Annotated in this window: 12 protein-coding genes; 4 read left to right on the forward strand and 8 right to left on the reverse strand. The window is 62.7% G+C overall.

All coding sequences use genetic code 11. From position 1 onward, the window contains the following. The first annotated feature begins 45 nt into the window (after positions 1-45). Positions 46-1,470: an MATE family efflux transporter gene (locus D1646_RS02335; RefSeq protein WP_160634892.1), complete on the forward strand. Its 1,425-nt coding sequence runs from the start codon at positions 46-48 to the stop codon at positions 1,468-1,470. A 117-nt stretch (positions 1,471-1,587) separates the two neighbouring features. Here the strand turns inward: D1646_RS02335 and feoB are convergent, their stop codons facing one another. From feoB to D1646_RS02355, 4 genes are all read right to left on the reverse strand, one after another. Beyond that, on the reverse strand, positions 1,588-3,798 hold the full coding sequence (feoB, locus tag D1646_RS02340) for a ferrous iron transport protein B (RefSeq protein ID WP_160634893.1): 2,211 nt from the start codon (positions 3,796-3,798) through the stop codon (positions 1,588-1,590). 73 nt (positions 3,799-3,871) lie between these two features. Next, on the reverse strand, positions 3,872-4,093 hold the full coding sequence (locus D1646_RS02345) for a ferrous iron transport protein A (protein WP_160634894.1): 222 nt from the start codon (positions 4,091-4,093) through the stop codon (positions 3,872-3,874). Positions 4,094-4,117: 24 nt separating this feature from the next. Beyond that, a complete protein-coding gene (locus D1646_RS02350) occupies positions 4,118-4,330 on the reverse strand; it encodes a FeoA family protein (protein ID WP_160634895.1) in 213 nt (70 codons plus the stop codon). A 340-nt stretch (positions 4,331-4,670) separates the two neighbouring features. Continuing rightward, on the reverse strand, positions 4,671-7,451 hold the full coding sequence (locus tag D1646_RS02355; RefSeq protein ID WP_160634896.1) for a glycoside hydrolase family 2 TIM barrel-domain containing protein: 2,781 nt from the start codon (positions 7,449-7,451) through the stop codon (positions 4,671-4,673). Between the two features lie 216 nt (positions 7,452-7,667). Here D1646_RS02355 and D1646_RS02360 point away from each other — a divergent pair, with 216 nt between their 5' ends. The 3 genes from D1646_RS02360 (at position 7,668) to D1646_RS02370 (ending at position 11,655) form a co-directional block, all read left to right on the forward strand. Beyond that, positions 7,668-10,301, forward strand: a complete 2,634-nt coding sequence (locus D1646_RS02360) for a calcium-translocating P-type ATPase, PMCA-type (protein WP_160634897.1) — start codon at positions 7,668-7,670, stop codon at positions 10,299-10,301. Positions 10,302-10,512: 211 nt separating this feature from the next. Beyond that, positions 10,513-11,394, forward strand: a complete 882-nt coding sequence (locus tag D1646_RS02365; protein ID WP_160634920.1) for an Rpn family recombination-promoting nuclease/putative transposase — start codon at positions 10,513-10,515, stop codon at positions 11,392-11,394. Between the two features lie 57 nt (positions 11,395-11,451). Further along, the gene (locus D1646_RS02370) at positions 11,452-11,655 is read left to right on the forward strand and encodes a hypothetical protein (RefSeq protein WP_160634898.1); all 204 of its coding nucleotides are present in this window, start codon (positions 11,452-11,454) and stop codon (positions 11,653-11,655) included. A gap of 48 nt (positions 11,656-11,703) precedes the next feature. Here the strand turns inward: D1646_RS02370 and D1646_RS02375 are convergent, their stop codons facing one another. The 4 genes from D1646_RS02375 to D1646_RS02390 are packed head-to-tail and all read right to left on the reverse strand — an operon-like array spanning position 11,704 to position 16,285. Beyond that, positions 11,704-13,551 (reverse strand): glycoside hydrolase family 13 protein, encoded by a 1,848-nt coding sequence (locus D1646_RS02375; RefSeq protein WP_160634899.1) that lies wholly within the window; start codon positions 13,549-13,551, stop codon positions 11,704-11,706. Positions 13,552-13,581: 30 nt separating this feature from the next. Beyond that, entirely contained in the window at positions 13,582-14,520 is a 939-nt protein-coding gene (locus D1646_RS02380) for a nucleoside kinase (protein WP_160634900.1), read from the reverse strand. Positions 14,521-14,552: 32 nt separating this feature from the next. Continuing rightward, complete coding sequence (gene hemZ, locus D1646_RS02385; RefSeq protein WP_160634901.1) at positions 14,553-16,067, reverse strand: coproporphyrinogen dehydrogenase HemZ; 1,515 nt, start codon at positions 16,065-16,067, stop codon at positions 14,553-14,555. Further along, positions 16,064-16,285 carry a helix-turn-helix transcriptional regulator gene (locus D1646_RS02390; protein WP_160634902.1) on the reverse strand — a complete coding sequence of 74 codons (222 nt, stop codon included), beginning with the start codon at positions 16,283-16,285 and terminating at the stop codon, positions 16,064-16,066. Before D1646_RS02390 ends, hemZ begins: the two co-directional genes overlap by 4 nt. Positions 16,286-16,295: the final 10 nt, after the last annotated feature.

Here is a 16,295-nt window from a genome sequence, read left to right on the forward strand (position 1 = left end):
CTTCTCGCCGTGCGCTTTCTCATGTGTAAAAGGAGGAACCCACCCATGGAACAAAAAGCGAATACCTTTCTGGAAACCGAGCGGGTGGGCAAGCTGATGATGAAGTATGCCGTGCCCTGCGTCATCTCTCTGCTGGTGGCCGCCCTCTACAACATTGTGGACCAGATTTTCATCGCCAACGCGGACTATCTGGGCTTCTATGGCAACGCCGCCAACACGGTGGTCTTCCCGCTGACGGTGGTGGCGCTGTCCATTGCGGTGATGATTGGCGACGGCTGCTGCGCCTTTGTCAGTATCAGCCTGGGAGCCGGAAACCGGGACGCCGCTCACAAGAGCATCGGCAGCGCGGTTCTGCTGTGCGCCGCCTCCGGTCTGGCCCTCACCGCCCTCTATCTGGCCTTTCAGGCTCCCATCCTGACCCTGTTCGGCGGACAGGTCAACGAGGAGACCCTTCGCCACGCCAGGGAATACTTCTTTTGGATCACCCTGGGGGTCCCCTTCTATATGTTCGGCCAGGCGATGAATCCCATCATCCGCTCCAACGGCAGCCCGAAATTTGCAATGGCCTCCACCCTGGCGGGGGCGGCTGTCAATATCGTCCTGGACCCAATCTTTATCTTCGTGTTCCGCTGGGGGATGATGGGGGCGGCTGTGGCCACCGTACTGGGGCAGATCCTCACCGCCGCCCTGTCCGTCTGGTACCTGTGCCACATGAAGGCCGTCCGGCTGGAACAGGCCAGCTTCCGGCCCTACTGCTCCCTGGCAAAGAAATACCTGCCTCTGGGCATTTGCAGCTTCCTGTCCCAAATTTCCCTAGTCCTGGCGATGGCGGCCATTCAAAATATGACACTGAAATACAGCGCCCTTGACCCCATCTTCGGGCAGGCCCAGTATACCCAGATTCCCATGGCGGTGCTGGGGATTGTGATGAAGTTCTTCCTAATCGTTATTTCCATCTCTGTGGGCCTGGCGGCGGGGTGCATCCCGGTGGTGGGCTACAACATCGGCGCGGGGCGCAAGGACCGGGCCAAGTCCCTGTTTACCCGTCTGCTGGCGGCGGAGACCATTGTGGGGGCGGCGGCGCTGCTGATCGTGGAGCTGTTCCCCCGGCAGCTCATCGGGATTTTCGGCGCGGCCAACGAGAGCGTGTACTACACGGAATACGCGGTCAAGTGCTTCCGCGTCTACCTCTGCATGATGGTGCTGGCCACCGTGAACAAGGGCACGTTTATCTATCTGCAATCCCTGGGCAAGGCCTTCGCATCCACTGCCATCTCCATGGTGCGTGAGGTGCTGTTCGGCGTGGGCTTTGCCCTGCTGCTCCCCCTGCGGTTCGGCTTGAACGGAGTTTTGTACTCCATACCGGTCTCCGATCTGCTGACCTTTGTGATCTGCCTGGCGGTCATCGTATACACCTACCGGACCCTGGAAGACGGCGGCTTAAAGGGCCTCAGACTCTGTGAAAATTGAGCCCCTCCCGGCAGATTCACCCGCCGCCCCATCCAGCCCTCCCCAAACGAAGAGGAGGCATGAGCAGCTTCCGCTGTTCATGCCTCCTCTGTGTATAGATGGCTTTGAGAATTCCGGTTACCTTGCGGCGGCGGCCACGGAGGTCAGCTGGCGGTGCTGCTCCTCCCCCTGATATCCCTTGCGGAACAGCAGGTAGAGGATGCCGGCCAGCAGGACCACCGCCACTGCGGTGCCAATGCCGAAGACCGCCTCGCCGGTGACCAGCCCGCCCAGCTGGAAGACGATCAAGGATACCACATAGGCGAAGCCGCACATATAGCCGATGGCGGCCAGGGTCCACTTGGTGTTGTTCATCTCCCGCTTGATAGCGCCCATGGCGGCGAAGCAGGGGGCGCACAGCAGATTGAAGATCATAAAGCTGTAGGCCGCCATTGCCCCGAAGTCCGCGCCCACTGCGGCGTAGATGCCGCTGGCGTCGTCCATCAGGTCCGCCTCTCCGGCGTACTGGTACAGCACGCCAAAGGTGTTGACAACCTCCTCCTTGGCAATCAGGCCGGTGACAGTGGCCACGGTGGCCTTCCAGGCCATGTCGCCAACCCAGCCGATGGGGGCAAAAATCCAGGCCACGGCGCTGCCGATGGAGGCCAGCAGAGAATCGTTGTTGTCCTCCACCGCCTGGAAGACTCCGTCCACAGAGCCATAGCCCTGGAGGAACCAGAGGACAATGGAGCTGAGCAGGATGATGGTCCCCGCCCGCTTGATGAAGGACCAGCCCCGCTCCCAGGTGGCCCGCAGCACATTGCCGGCGGAGGGGGCGTGATAGGTGGGCAGCTCCATAACGAAGGGGGCGGGCTCCCCGGCAAAGGCCCTGAACTTTTTCAGCATAATGCCGGAGATGACCACGGCGGCAATGCCGATAAAGAAGGCGGAGACGGCCACCAGAGCGGACCCGCCGAACACCGCGCCGGCAAACAGGCCGATAATGGGCATTTTCGCGCCGCAGGGGATAAAGCCGGTGGTCATAATGGTCATCTTCCGATCCCGGTCCTGCTCAATGGTGCGGGAGGCCATAATGCCGGGTACGCCGCAGCCGGTAGCCACCAGCATGGGGATAAAGCTTTTGCCGGACAGGCCGAAGCGGCGGAAAATGCGGTCCATAATGAAAGCGACCCGGGCCATATAGCCCACGTCCTCCAGAATGGCCAGCAGCAGGAAGAGCACCAGCATCTGGGGCACAAAGCCCAGCACCGCCCCCACGCCGGCCACCATGCCGTCCTGGATCAGACCGTAGAGCCAGCCGCTGACGCCCAGAGAGGTGAGGATACCGTCGAAGAAGTCGGGGACGATCTCGCCGAAGAGCACGTCGTTGGCCCAGTCGGTGCCAAAGGTACCCACGCCCACGCCGCCGTCTGCAATGGAGGTCCCCATGGCAATGGCATAGATGCAGAACATGATAACCGCAAAGATGGGCAGGGCCAGAATCCGGTTGGTGACGATCTGGTCGATTTTGTCGGAGACAGACAGGCTGCCCTTCGCCGCCTTCTTTTTCACCGCCTTGGTCACCACGGAGTTGATGTAGGAGTACCGCTGGTTGGTGATGATGGACTCCGCGTCGTCGTCCAGCTCCTTCTCGCAGTCGGCAATGTGCTGCTCCAGGTGGGCCTTCAGGTCCGGGGAGAGGTCCAGCTCCTCCAGCACCTTCTGGTCCCGTTCAAAGATCTTGATGGCGTACCAGCGCAGATAGCTGTCCTCCACCTTGTTCTGGATGGACTCCTCGATGTGGGCGATGGCGTGCTCCACACTGCCGGTGAACACGTGGGGCAGCTCCCCGGTCTGCTTCCTCTGGGCCTGGGCCATGGCTTGCTCGGCGGCTTCCATGCCCCCCTCGCCCTTCAGCGCGCTCATCTCCACCACCTGACAGCCCAGGGCGGCCCCCAGCTTGTTCAGGTCGATGGTGTCGCCGTTTTTCCGCACCAGGTCGATCATGTTCACCGCCACCACCACAGGCAGGCCCAGCTCGATCAGCTGGGTGGTGAGGTACAGGTTGCGCTCGATGTTGGTGCCGTCCACAATGTTGAGGATGGCGTCTGGCTTTTCCTTCACCAGATAGCTGCGGGCCACCACCTCCTCCAGAGTGTAGGGGGACAGGGAGTAGATGCCGGGCAGGTCCTGGATGACCACATCCTTGTGGCCCTTCAGCCTGCCCTCTTTTTTCTCCACCGTGACGCCGGGCCAGTTGCCCACATACTGGTTGGAGCCGGTAAGGGCGTTGAACAACGTCGTCTTGCCGCAGTTGGGATTGCCCGCCAGGGCAATTTTCAGGTCCATTTCATTCTCTCCTTTCGAATGTTAGCCACAGCTAACTTTTGACGCAAATGACAGCGGCCTCCGCCGCCTGAATTTACTGCACTTCAATCATCTCCGCGTCGCCCTTGCGGACGGACAGCTCATAGCCCCGAACGTTTAATTCCATGGGGTCGCCCAGGGGGGCCACTTTGCGCACAAAAATTTCCACGCCCTTGGTGATGCCCATGTCCATGATCCGGCGCTTCACCGGGCCCTCTCCGTGGAGCTTGACCACCGTGACCGTCTCCCCCACCTTCACGTCCTTCAGCGTTCTCATATTGCTCTCCTCCTTGTTGTTTGGTCAGAACATAATGCGGTTTGCCAGGGTTTTGTCCAGCGCGATCCGGCTGCTCTTCACTTGCACGATCAGGTTTCCACCAATTTCGTTGACCACTGTCACATCGCTGTCCACCACAAAGCCCAGCTCCGCCAGATGCTGGCGCACCTCGTCCTTACCGGAAATTTTGCGAATGGTCACGCTCTCTCCCGACTTTGCCATTGTCAGCGGCATCATTTCTTCGCCTCCCCGGCCAGGGGTTAGTAATTTCTAACCCCGAAATTGGATTTAGTTTACTATGACTAACCGAAAATGTCAAGCCCCTGAACTGAAAAAATTTGTCCACGCAGTTAGAATTTACTAACTCGCGCACAGCGGCGCACCCCAAGGGGATTTTTTTGTCAGAATGCACAATCCCTGCACAGGGCAAAACCGTCCCCCGGGCAGACCCCATGGAGACGGTTCGGCAGTTCAAAGGCGGGCTGAGGATATCACGGCGTTTGGGAGGGCTTGGGTGGAACGAGATGAACGCTCCACCCTCATGTTCCAGAAGCTATTCCGGGCTGCTGGGATGTGCTCAAAGAAATCTGAACCCCACCGAAAATTCCCGCTCCTCCGTTCCGCTGACCCGCCAGGGCTCCTCCACGTCCGAGCCCCAGCTGTCAATGCCCCCCACGCCCCGCATCGCTCCGCAGACGGTCACCACCGTGCGCACCGGGTCGGGCAGCTCCTCCATATGGGCGGCCTGCTCCAGCTGCTGGGGGCTGTAGGGGAGGGCGGAGAAGGCAAAGGGCCGGTCCACCAGCTCCAGGGTCAGCGTCCTCCCCCCGGGGGCGCGCAGGAGCACCGCCCGGGTACCCGTGTGGCACCCGCACTCCTGGGGGAGCAGATAGGGGGGGATGTGGGGCCGCTCCCGGTGCCAGCCGAAGACGCCCCCCTTGTTCCGGTCGGGGTAGGTCTCGCCGGACAGCCCCAGCCACACCGTCTCCTCCACCGGCTCCGGCGTGGAGAAGCGCAGCCCAAACAGGGGCAAGCCGGGCCGGTCCGGGCCGCCATCGTAGTGGACAGCAGCAGTGATCGTACCTGTCCGTTCCACCGTGTAGGTCACTTCGGTGCGCAGGCCGGGCAGGGCGGGGGCAGTGTAGGCAAAGCGGATGGAGACCCGCTCCCCGCTCTCCTCCAGCACCTGAATATCCTCACAGGTCTGCCAGCCGTCCACCGCCGCCCAGATGGAGCTGCTGGCGGCAAAGCCGCTGCCCAGGTCGTTCTCGGTGGGGGCGCGCCAGTAGGCGGGGCGGGGGGCGCGCCACAGCCACTCCCTTCCTCCGCTGACCAGGGACACCGGCCCGCCCTCCGGATAGGAGAACAAAATCTCAAAATCCTCCCCCCGGACCCCCAGGGCCCCGTCCCCGTGGGCTATGCGCAGGGGGATTTTGTTTCCTCCGGCGGCGGGGAGGGCCAGGACCTGCTCCGCCCGGCGGTTGGCCTCGTCCTGCCGCGCCCGCTCCTGGGGGGAGGAATACCAGTACCGCACCTCCTGCATAGCGGGCTTCTCCCTGCCGTCGGCAAAGACAATGCCGTTGCCGCTGAAGGCGTAGTCGGTCTGCCGCTCGCCGAAGTCCCCGCCGTAGCCCAGGACCCGGCGGCCATTCACATCGGTGCGCCACAGGGCCTGGTCCATGTAGTCCCAAATAAAGCCCCCCTGGTACTGGGGGAACTCCTCCCCCAGGCGGATGTAGTGCTCCATGCCCCCCAGGGAGTTGCCCATGTCGTGCATGTACTCGCACAGGAGAAAGGGCTTCTTCGGCCCACTCTCCAGATAGGCCCGGACCTCCCAGGGCGGGGCGTACATCCGGCTCTCCACGTCGGAAATGGCCTCAAATTCCCGGCAGTGGAACACCCCCTCGTAGTGGACCAGGCGGCTGGGGTCGTGTTGCCGGAAAAACTCCGCCATCGCCAGAATGTCCTCCCCGGCGTAGGACTCGTTGCCGCAGGACCAGAAGAGAATGGACACGTGGTTCTTGTCCCGCTCGAACATGGATTTGGCCCGGTCCACCACACAGTCCCGCCACTCAGGGAGGCTGCCCGGCACGTTCCAGCTCGGCTCCACCCGCCCCAGCTTCTGCCAGGAGCCGTGGCTCTCCAGATTGGCCTCGTCCATCATGTAGATGCCGTGACCGTCGCACAGGTGGTACCAGAGGGTCTGGTTGGGGTAGTGGCAGGTGCGTACGGCGTTGATATGGTTCCGTTTGAAGGTCTCCATGGCCGCTTCCATGGCCGCCGGTCCAATGGCGCGGCCCGTCTCCGGGTTCCACTCGTGTCGGTTGACCCCGTTGAGGACCAGCCGCCCTCCGTTGAGCAGCATGATGCCGTCTTTCAGCTCGAACCGGCGGAAGCCGATGTCATAGGGGACCGCCTCCGCCACTGTGCTGTCCGGGGTAGTGAGCGTGAGGGCGACGTGGTACAGCGCCGGGTCGTCGTGGTCCCAGGGGCGGATGTGTCCAAACCGGAAGGGCTGGCTGCGCAGGTATCTCCCCTCTGGGTTCAGCTCCAGCCCGCCGTCAAAGAGGGTCCCCCGGTTGGGGCCGGTGAGCCGCATATGGACCGCCGCCCCCGCCGTCTCCCCCTCCAGCAGCAGGCGGACGGACAGGGTCCCGGTGGTGTTGTCCTCCTCCAGCCCCGCCTGGAGCCACAGGTCGGCCAGGTGGAGTTTGGGCTTGGCGTACAGGAAGACAGAGCGGAAAATGCCGCTGAACCGGAAAAAGTCCTGGTCCTCGATCCAGGCGGCGCTGGAGCGCTTGTAGACCTCCACGCACAGCCGGTTGCCTTTTTCCCGAATCCAGGGGGTCAAATCGAAGTCGGAGGGGGTGAAGCTGTCCTCGGCGTAGCCCACAAACTGGCCGTTGAGCCAGACATAGCAGGCCTGTTCCACACCCTGGAAGCTGACGCAGACCCGCTTCCCCCACAGGCCGGGGTCCAGGTCAAACTCCCGCACGTAGCTGCCCACCGGACAGTCCTCCCAGTCGATCTCCGGGGGGCGCAGCGCCCTGTGGCCGTCCCAGGGATAGAGAGTGTTGATATACTGGATCTGCCCGAAGCCCTGGAGCTCCATGTGGCCCGGCACCTGGATGGTCCCGAAGCCGGAGCCGTCAAAATCCGCCCGCCAGAAATCCGCAGGGCGGCTTGCCGGGCGTTTGCTCCAGGCAAAGCGCCACACCCCGTCCAGGGACTGGCGCAGGGAGCTCTCCCCCCGGGCCAGCTCCTCCTCCGAGGCGTAACACACATGGTCTGAGTGGGCCTCCAGGCGGTTTACCTGAAATACGGTGGGGTCGGTGAGCCAGTTGAGGTCAGCCTGCATACAGAACGCTCCCTTTCTCGTCAAAGGTCCCCGCGCACCTCAGGGCTTTGAATCCATTCCTTGATCTTCACGGGGTTTCGCGCTAATCCTACCATAAGGGTCAGAAAAACACAAGCCGTCCGGCGGCGGGATAAGATATTTTTTTCTCGCCCAATTTCGACGGAAAAGTGGACGAGCCTCTGCTAGACTGGAATAAACTGGAAAGGGAGTGGTGATATGGGCGACTGGCATAGCCGGCGGCTGGCTCAGGCAATGGAGGAGCTGGACAGCCGGCCCCAGGGACTGACCGAGCGGGAGGCGGCCCGGCGGCTGGAGGCGCACGGCCCCAATCAGCTGGCGCAGCCCCAGCCCCCCGGCCTGCTGCTGCGCATTCTGGGGCAGCTGAAGGACCCCATGATCCTGGTGCTGCTGGCGGCGGCGGGTCTGTCGCTGCTGGTCAGCAGGGGGGAGGACTGGCTGGACGGGGTCATCATTCTGGTAATTGTGGTGGTCAACAGCATCCTCTCCATAACCCAGGAGGACCACGCCCAGCAAGCCCTGGAGGAGCTGCGGCGTATGTCCTCCCCTCAGGCCAACGTGGTGCGGGAGGGGGTCCGCCGCCGGGTCGCCGCCGCCGCCCTGGTCCCCGGGGACGTCATTCTGCTGGAGGCCGGTGACCAGGTCCCCGCCGACGCCAGAATTATGGAGTGCAGCCGCCTCCAGGCGGACGAGTCGGCCATGACGGGGGAGTCGGCTCCGGTGGAGAAGCAGGCGGCGGACACCCTGCCCCCCGACACCCCCCTGGGGGACCGAATCAATATGCTCCTGTCCGGGACCCTGATTACCGCCGGACGGGGGACCGCCCTGGTGACGGCCACTGGCATGGAGACCCAGATGGGCCAGATTGCCGGAATGCTGCTGGAGAGCGGCGCCGGAGAGACCCCCCTCCAAAAGCGGATGGGGGAGATCTCCAAGTCCCTGTCCTTCCTGTGTCTGGCGGTGTGCGCGGTGATGTTCGGGGTCGGGCTGTTTCAGGGGAAGGAAATTCTGGACATGTTCCTCACCGCCGTCTCGCTGGCGGTGGCTGCCATCCCCGAGGGCCTGCCCGCCATCGTCACCATTGTGCTGGCGCTGGGGGTCCAGCGGCTGGCTGACGGCCACGCCATTGTGAAAAAGCTCCCCGCGGTGGAGACCCTGGGCTGCGCCGGGGTGATCTGCTCCGACAAGACGGGCACCCTCACCCAAAACCGGATGACGGTGCAGCAGGTGTGGCTCACCCCCGATGCCCGACGGCGGGACGCCATGGTGGCGGGCTGTCTGTGCTCCGACGCCAGGCTCACCTGGAAGGCCGGGGCCCCCACCGCCTCCGGCGACCCCACCGAGGGAGCTCTGGTGGTGGCCGCCGCCCAGGACGGGGTAGACCAGAATCGTGAGCTGGAACATCTCCCCCGAACGGCGGACATCCCCTTCGACTCCAATCGCAAGCTTATGTCCACCATACATACCCGGGAGGAGGGGGGCTGGACCGTCTACGTGAAGGGCGCCCCCGATATGCTGCTGGAGCGGTGTACCGATACCCCCAGAGGGCCCATGACTCAGGGGGACCGGGCCCGGATCTTGGCCGCCAACGAGGAGCTGGCGGGCCGGGCACTGCGGGTCATTGCGGTGGCCCGAAAGGAGCTGGACAGCCTGCCCAGACGGCTGGATTCGGGAAATGTGGAGCGAAATCTCACCTTTTTGGGCCTCTTCGGCCTGATGGACCCACCCCGGCCCGAGGTGAAGGAGGCGGTGGCCAAGTGTCACCTGGCGGGGGTCCGGCCTGTTATGATCACCGGCGACCACCGCGCCACCGCTCTGGCCATCGCCAAGGAGCTGGACATTGCCCGCCCCGGGGACTGGACTGCCACAGGGGCGGAGCTGGACTTTATGCCCCAGGAGGTGCTGGAGGCGGACATTGAAAAATTTGCCGTCTTCGCCCGGGTGTCGCCGGAGCACAAGATGCGCATTGTCCAGGCCTGGCAGAAGCGGGGCAAGGTGGTGGCTATGACAGGGGACGGGGTCAACGACGCCCCCGCCCTGAAGACCGCCGACATCGGCTGCGCCATGGGCAGAACGGGCACCGATGTGGCCAAGGGGGCGGCGGACATGATCCTCACCGACGACAACTTCTCCACCATTGTCTCCGCCATTGAGGAGGGCCGGGGCATCTACGCCAATATCCGCAAGGCGATCCACTACCTCCTCTCCTGCAACATCGGCGAAATTTTTACCATCTTCATCGCAACCCTCCTGGGGCTGGGCGCCATGCCCCTGGAACCGGTGCAGCTGCTGTGGCTCAACCTGGTTACCGACTCCCTGCCCGCCCTGGCCCTGGGGATGGAGCCGGTGGAGGAGGGGATCATGGAGGAGCCCCCCCGGGACGCCAGCGCCGGCCTCTTTGACCGGGCCTTCTCCCTGCGTCTGGCCTGGCAGGGGCTGATGGTGGGGGGACTCACCCTGGCGGCCTACTTTCTGGGCCTGTTCGTCCTGGGGACGGAGGGCGGAACGGCCAACACCATGGCCTTCGCAACCCTGACCCTGTGCCAGCTGTTTCACGCCTTCAACGTGCGGGGGGAGGACCGCTCCCTCTTTGAGCAGGGGGTTTTGTCCAACCCCGCCATGAACCGGGCCTTTCTGGCGGGATTGGTGATGCAGCTGTCTGTGCTGCTCATCCCGCCCCTCCAGGGGGTGTTCTCGGTGGTCCCTATGAATCCGCCCCAGTGGCTGGCCGTGCTGGCTCTGGCCGCCGCCCCCATCCCCATCTGTGAGTGGGCCAAGGCCGCGGGCCGGAGTCGTGCCGCACAGCTCCCCGAGAATGCGACCGTTAAATAGCAAAGAGCACAGCCCCGCCGGCAGACGCCTGGTGGGGCTGTTGTTTTTGGAGGTCCGGAGTGTCTGCCTGTGATCCTCCGCCCCGGTGTGGGGTCTGCCCCGCAAATTTGGTCTGTTTTTCATTGAATCGCCTGCTTGGGCAGCATATTGCATTTCAAGGCGGTCTGTGGTACTATTGATAGTAAGCTGAAGGGGAAAGCGAGTGGCGCGTGTGACAGTCCAGGAACAGATCGAACGCAAGCATCAGGAGGATCTACAGCGGCTGAGAGGATTCCGTCTGCTGGACGATGATTTTCTGACCAAATGCTTTGAAGAGGGGACGCAGTGTATCCAACTGGTACTCAGGATCGTCCTGGAGATGCCGGACCTGGAGGTGGTCAGCGCACACACCCAGGTGTTTGTGGAAAATCTGCTTAACCGCTCCGTGCGGCTGGACGTTCTGGCCACCGACAGCGTTGGACGGAAAATCAATGTGGAAATTCAGCGCTCCGACAAGGGCGCTGGACGAAAGCGGGCAAGATATAACAGCAGTATGATGGACGCCAACCTTCTGGAGAAGGGGGAGGAGTTCAACACCCTGCCTGAGACCTATGTGGTGTTCATCACAGAGCGCGATGTACTGGGTAAGGGCAAGCCGCTGTATCGTATTGGCAGATATATTTTCGACACAGGCGAGCCCTTTGAGGACGGTTCTCATATCCTGTATGTCAACGGAGCCTATCGAGACGACAGCCCCATCGGGAGGCTGATGCACGACTTTGCCTGTACCGACCCGGCGGATATGTACTATGATACCCTGGCGGAGCGAGTGAGATTTTTTAAGGAAAGCAAGGAGGGTGCTGCGATTATGTGCAAGGTAATGGAGGATATGAGAAGAACAGAGCGAGAAGAAGGTATCAGAGAAGGTATTGAGGTGGGTATCAAGGAAGGCATCAAGGAAGGTATCAAGGAAGGCATCAAGGAGGGCGTCAAGGAGGGCATTCAGACCATGGTGCTCCGGATGCTGGAGCGGGGAAGCTGTGCTTTGGAGGAGATAGCTCAGCTTTCGGGACTCTCCCTGGAGGAAGTGAAGCAGCTTCAGCAGAGTCTGTAGAAATATGGTGCAGGAATTGGGCAGGGTCCAGTTCACCGCAAGGAGGGTGCTGCGATCATGTGCAAGGTAATGGAGGATATGCGAAGAGCAGAGCGAGAAGAAGGTATCAAAGAAGGTATTGAGGTGGGTATCAAGGAGGGCATTCAGACCATGGTGCTCCGGATGCTGGAGCGGGGAAGCTGTGCTCTGGAGGAGATCGCTCAGCTTTCGGGGCTCTCCTTGGAGGAAGTGAAGCAGCTTCAGGCGCGGCAGAGCTCCTAACAAAACAGTTAAAAAACAGCACGAGGACGCAGGTCCCCGTGCTTTCTTTTATTTTAGAGCGAACACCGCCCCTGACCTGGGGGGCAGGGTGATGGTGTAAGCGCCCTCCTCCAGCGTCAGCTCCGCCTGGCCCAGGACCAGCCGCGGAATACCCTCGTCACAGGGGAAGCTCTGGCTTGCGTCCCCGGCGTTAAAGGCGCACAGCAGCTGTTCCTCCTCCGTCTCCCGCAGGAAGGCCAACAGGGGTCCCTTGCCCAGGACATACCGGATACTCCCCCGCCGCAGGGGCTGATGCCGTTTGCGCAGGCGGCCCAGGGCGCGGTACCAGTCCAGCAGCTCCTGGTCCTCATAGCCCCAGGGATAGGTCTGGCGGTTAAAGGGGTCCTCAAAGCCCTCCATCCCCACCTCGTCCCCGTAGTACACCGTAGGGGAGCCGGGGAAGCAGAACAGCAGCAGGGCGGCGGCCTTCAGCAGCTCCCGGCCCCGGGCCAGCTGTTTTGGGGAGAGGGAGAAGTGGGCCCGCCACTCCTTGGACTGGTCCCGGTACTCGCTCCCCGCCCCCAGCAGGGTCAGCAGGCGGGGGGTATCGTGGGTATCCAGAGAGTTCATGGCGGAGTAGAAGGCGAAAGCGGGATAGTTCTCCCGAATGGTCTCCATCACCTTGACAAAGCTCTCCCCTCCCCCGCCCTGGAAAAAGGAGAGAATGGCGGAGCGCAGGGGATAGTTCATCAAGCCGTCGCAGTGGCCGCCCAGGATGTGCTTGCGCCGCACCCCGTAGGCGATTTTAGTGGAGCCGTCCTCCCACACCTCGCCGATGACCACCGCATCGGGCTTCTCCTCCCGGGCGGCCTGGTGGATACCCGCCACAAAGCTGTCGGGGAGCTCATCGGCCACATCCAGCCGCCAGCCGTCCGCCCCGGCCCGCAGCCAGCGCCGGACCACGCTGTCCGGGCCGCCGAAGATAAAGTCCTGATAGCCAGGGTCGTTCTCGTTGACGGCGGGCAGGGAGTAGATCCCCCACCAGCTGTCGTACTTGTTGGGCCAGTGGGAGAAGTGGAACCAGGAGCGGTAGGGGGAGTCCTCGCTCTGGCTGGCCCCGGGCTCGGGGTAAAAGCCGTCGCCATTGAAGTAGCGGCTGACGAAGCCGGTGTGGTTAAAGACCCCGTCCAGAATCACCCGCATCCCGTGCTTGTGGGCCTCGGCGCACAGGCGGGAAAAGTCCTCGTTGGTCCCCAGCATGGGGTCGGTCCGGCTGTAGTCGGCGGTGCCGTAGCGATGGTTCTCCGCCGCCTCAAAGATGGGGTTGAAGTAGAGGGTCTCCACCCCCAGGCTCTTCAGGTAGCCCAGCTTGTCAATGACCCCCTGGAAGTCGCCGCCAAAAAAGTCCCGGTTGCGGACCTCTCCCTTGTCGTCGGGGTGGTACTCGGGGAACTCCTCCCAGCTCTGATGGACGGTGCGCCCTCCCACCAGGCCCTCCGGGTCGGGGACGCGGCTGCGGGCAAAGCGGTCGGGGAAGATCTGATAGGTGACCCCCTCGCCAAACCAGCCGGGGACTGTCTCCTCCCCGTCGTACACGGTGAGCTGGTAGGGCCCCAGGTCCTGCTTCAGCCCCTTAAACTGCTTCAGCTGGAAGGAGTACCACACCAACCCCACGTAGCCGGTGGTATCCAGCTCCGCAGAGAAGATGTCCTGCCCCTCCTCGTGGCCCAGCCAGGACATTTTCATCACCACGATCTGGTCGTTCCAGCTCTCAAACCGCGCGGTAAGGCTGGCACAGGAGAAGCACTCCGTCCGGGGCGGGCGCAGGGTGAACTGTACCTGCGTCCCCGAGGCCACCGCGCCGTACGGGGTTTTATAGCGGCTGTCCCGGGAATCGTAGGTGGGTAAATATGGCATTGGTATCACTCCGAGTCTGCATCTGGAATTTTAGTGGTACTTGTAGCTTCCGCCCCCGATGAACTCCCGGAGGAGGGAATTTTTCGCCACCAGGGCGGGGTCGATGGGGGCAAAGTGGTCAAAGGCGGCTACCAGCTCCAGCAGCTCACCCCGGCGCTCGTTGTCCTCGGGGACGCTCTGGAGGATGGGGAGGGCGTAGCTGCGCATGACGGACACCTCATAGGGCAGGGAGGAGTCAAAGACGATGTCCGCCTTGCCCTTGAAGGGGGATATGTACAGCTTTTCCCCCCGCCGCACGTTGGCCCACATATCCAGGGTACGGGCCACATCGGTGCCCCGGAAGCTGTAGTCCCGGACGGCCCGGCGGGTCAGCCGCATCCAGGTGCCCTTAAAGCGGAGGACGGCCCCCTCGTTGATGTTGGACCGGGCGGAGATGTACAGCTTGGTGGCCTCCGGGTGGCGGCCCGCCATATCGTCGTTCAGGGCGTGAATCCCCTCAAAGATGGCAATCTCGTTTTTTTCCAGCTTCAGGGGGGTTCCCAGGCTGTCGTTGCGCATCTGGCGGGCGAACTCATACTTGGGGATGAGGATCTCCTCCCCCTGGGACAGGGCGGTAAAGTGCTGGTCCAGCAGTTCCATGTCCAGGAACAGGGGGGACTCATAGTCCACCGTTCCCTCCGGGGTCCGGGGGGCGGTTTTGGGATCCAGGGTCACAAAGTAGTTGTCCATAGCCACCGCGTGGGAGTTGACCCCCCGGCGGCGCAGCTCCTCGGCAATTTTCATGGCCGTGGTAGTCTTGCCCGAGCCGGAGGGGCCGGACAGGAGCACAATGGGGCTGCGCTCCAGATTGGACAAAATCTTATCCGCCGCCAGCGAAACCCGCTGGGCGTAGTTGTCATCGCACTCGGCCAGAAATTCCGTCACGTCCTTCTGAATACGCCGGTTGATCTCCTGTAATTGATAAGCCATTGTTATCACACCCTTGCTGCAAATGGAGGCCGCTATTGCGTGGAAGCGGCGTAAAAGGTTTTGATCTGCGCCTTTTGGCCCAGCACCTTGTCAAAGCCGGACAGGTACTCCTGGGGGAACTTGGGATTGGTGAGCCGGAGGATGTTTCCCGGGGCGATGAGCTTGGTGACGCCCCCCGCCCCCAGGGAGACCACAGTGTGCAGCTCCTCCATCATCACGATATTGTACAGGCTCTCCGTCCCCGGTTTGGCCCAGCCCACATTCTCCAGGGAGCCGGACATATACTTTTGCCGGTATAAATAATACGGAATATAACCCTGGGTTATGAGCAGTTCCCGGGAGAAATCCAGCATAATGGCCACCTCGTCCCCGCTGGGGATGCGACCGCCCTCTTCCATCAGGCGGGAACCCTTTTTCAGTGCCAGGGTGTGGACAGTGATATTCTCCGGTCCCAGGGCCAGGACCCCCTCCAGCGACCGCCGGAAGCCGTCCACGGTGTCCCGGGGCAGGCCGGCAATCAGGTCCATGTTGATACAGTTGAAGCCCACCGCCCGGGCCAGCTCATAGGCCGCCCCAATGTCGCCGGCGGAGTGCTTCCGCCCGATGGCCTCCAGCACCTGGTCCTCCAGGGTCTGGGGGTTGATGGAGATGCGGCCGATGCCGTGCCGGGCCAGAACCTCCAGCTTCTCCCGGGTTATGGTGTCGGGCCGCCCCGCCTCCACGGTGAACTCGACGCAGCCCGCCAGGGGGAGACAGTCCTCACATTGGAACAGCAGCCGGTCCAGCTGCTCCGCGCTCAGGGTCGTGGGGGTCCCACCTCCCATGTAGAAGGAGTATACGGACAGCCCCGCCTCCTCCAGGACCCGGCCCGTCTCCTCCACCTCCCGGAGCAGCCTCTCCACATAGGGCTCCACCAGCTTCAGCGTCCGGCCCACGTCAGCGGAGACGAAGGAGCAGTAGGCGCAGCGGGTTGGGCAGAAGGGGATGCCGATGTACAGGGAGACCTGCCCCGGTTTCAGGGACCGCTGCGCCTCCACGCTGGCCTGGGCGCAGTCCACCGCCAGCTTTGCCCGGGCGGGCGTGACGAAATACTCCTTTTCCAGCTCCTTCTGGGCCTGCTTGGGGGTCTTTCCCGCCAGGAGCGCCCGGGCCGGCAGCTTCACAGGCCGTACCCCGGTGAGCGCCCCCCAGGGAGGCTGGGCGCCCAGCAGCGCGGTGCCCGCCTTGTAGAAGGCCAGCTTCAGGGCGTGCTGGACGGTGTGGTAGACCTGTTCCGGGGGCTCGTCCAGCTGTTCCGAGGGGAAACGGACGACCCCGTTGTGATAGCCACAGGGCTGAAAGACCAGGGCGCTGACGTTGGTCTGCTTTTTTCCCCGGTGGAGCGTGAAAATCACCGCGTTTGTTTCACCACTCATGTCCCTGGGCAGGGGCCCCTCCGGGTACTCGGGCCGCTCCCCCGGAAAAAGAGTCAGCATCATTTGCTCCGCCGTGTAGTGGTAGCGCTCCGGGCTCCAGGGGAAGTTGGAGGTCTCAAGCCAGAGCTTCATGGCTGGCGCTCCCGGGTCTCGCTGCGGCCTACCATATAGTCCAGGCTGACATCATAAAAGTCAGCAAGCAGCAACAGTCTAGGGAACTCAGGGATATGGTGCCCCGATTCATAATACTGATATGCCCGCAGGGATTGCTGTAACAATTCCGCAAGCTCAGACTGTGTCATACGCCTTTCTTTTCGAAGTGCTTTCAGTCGTTCACCTAAAGTAGCCATATTAACCCCC

The organism is Pseudoflavonifractor sp. 60 (assembly GCF_009911645.1).
Taxonomy (GTDB): domain Bacteria; phylum Bacillota; class Clostridia; order Oscillospirales; family Oscillospiraceae; genus Lawsonibacter.

Coding starts and splice junctions, on each gene's coding strand:
- D1646_RS02335 (WP_160634892.1), top strand. CDS start 46: ATGGAACAAAAAGCGAATACCTTTCTGGAAACCGAGCGGGTGGGCAAG.
- feoB (WP_160634893.1), bottom strand. CDS start 3,798: ATGGACCTGAAAATTGCCCTGGCGGGCAATCCCAACTGCGGCAAGACG.
- D1646_RS02345 (WP_160634894.1), bottom strand. CDS start 4,093: ATGAGAACGCTGAAGGACGTGAAGGTGGGGGAGACGGTCACGGTGGTC.
- D1646_RS02350 (WP_160634895.1), bottom strand. CDS start 4,330: ATGATGCCGCTGACAATGGCAAAGTCGGGAGAGAGCGTGACCATTCGC.
- D1646_RS02355 (WP_160634896.1), bottom strand. CDS start 7,451: ATGCAGGCTGACCTCAACTGGCTCACCGACCCCACCGTATTTCAGGTA.
- D1646_RS02360 (WP_160634897.1), top strand. CDS start 7,668: ATGGGCGACTGGCATAGCCGGCGGCTGGCTCAGGCAATGGAGGAGCTG.
- D1646_RS02370 (WP_160634898.1), top strand. CDS start 11,452: ATGTGCAAGGTAATGGAGGATATGCGAAGAGCAGAGCGAGAAGAAGGT.
- D1646_RS02375 (WP_160634899.1), bottom strand. CDS start 13,551: ATGCCATATTTACCCACCTACGATTCCCGGGACAGCCGCTATAAAACC.
- D1646_RS02380 (WP_160634900.1), bottom strand. CDS start 14,520: ATGGCTTATCAATTACAGGAGATCAACCGGCGTATTCAGAAGGACGTG.
- hemZ (WP_160634901.1), bottom strand. CDS start 16,067: ATGAAGCTCTGGCTTGAGACCTCCAACTTCCCCTGGAGCCCGGAGCGC.
- D1646_RS02390 (WP_160634902.1), bottom strand. CDS start 16,285: ATGGCTACTTTAGGTGAACGACTGAAAGCACTTCGAAAAGAAAGGCGT.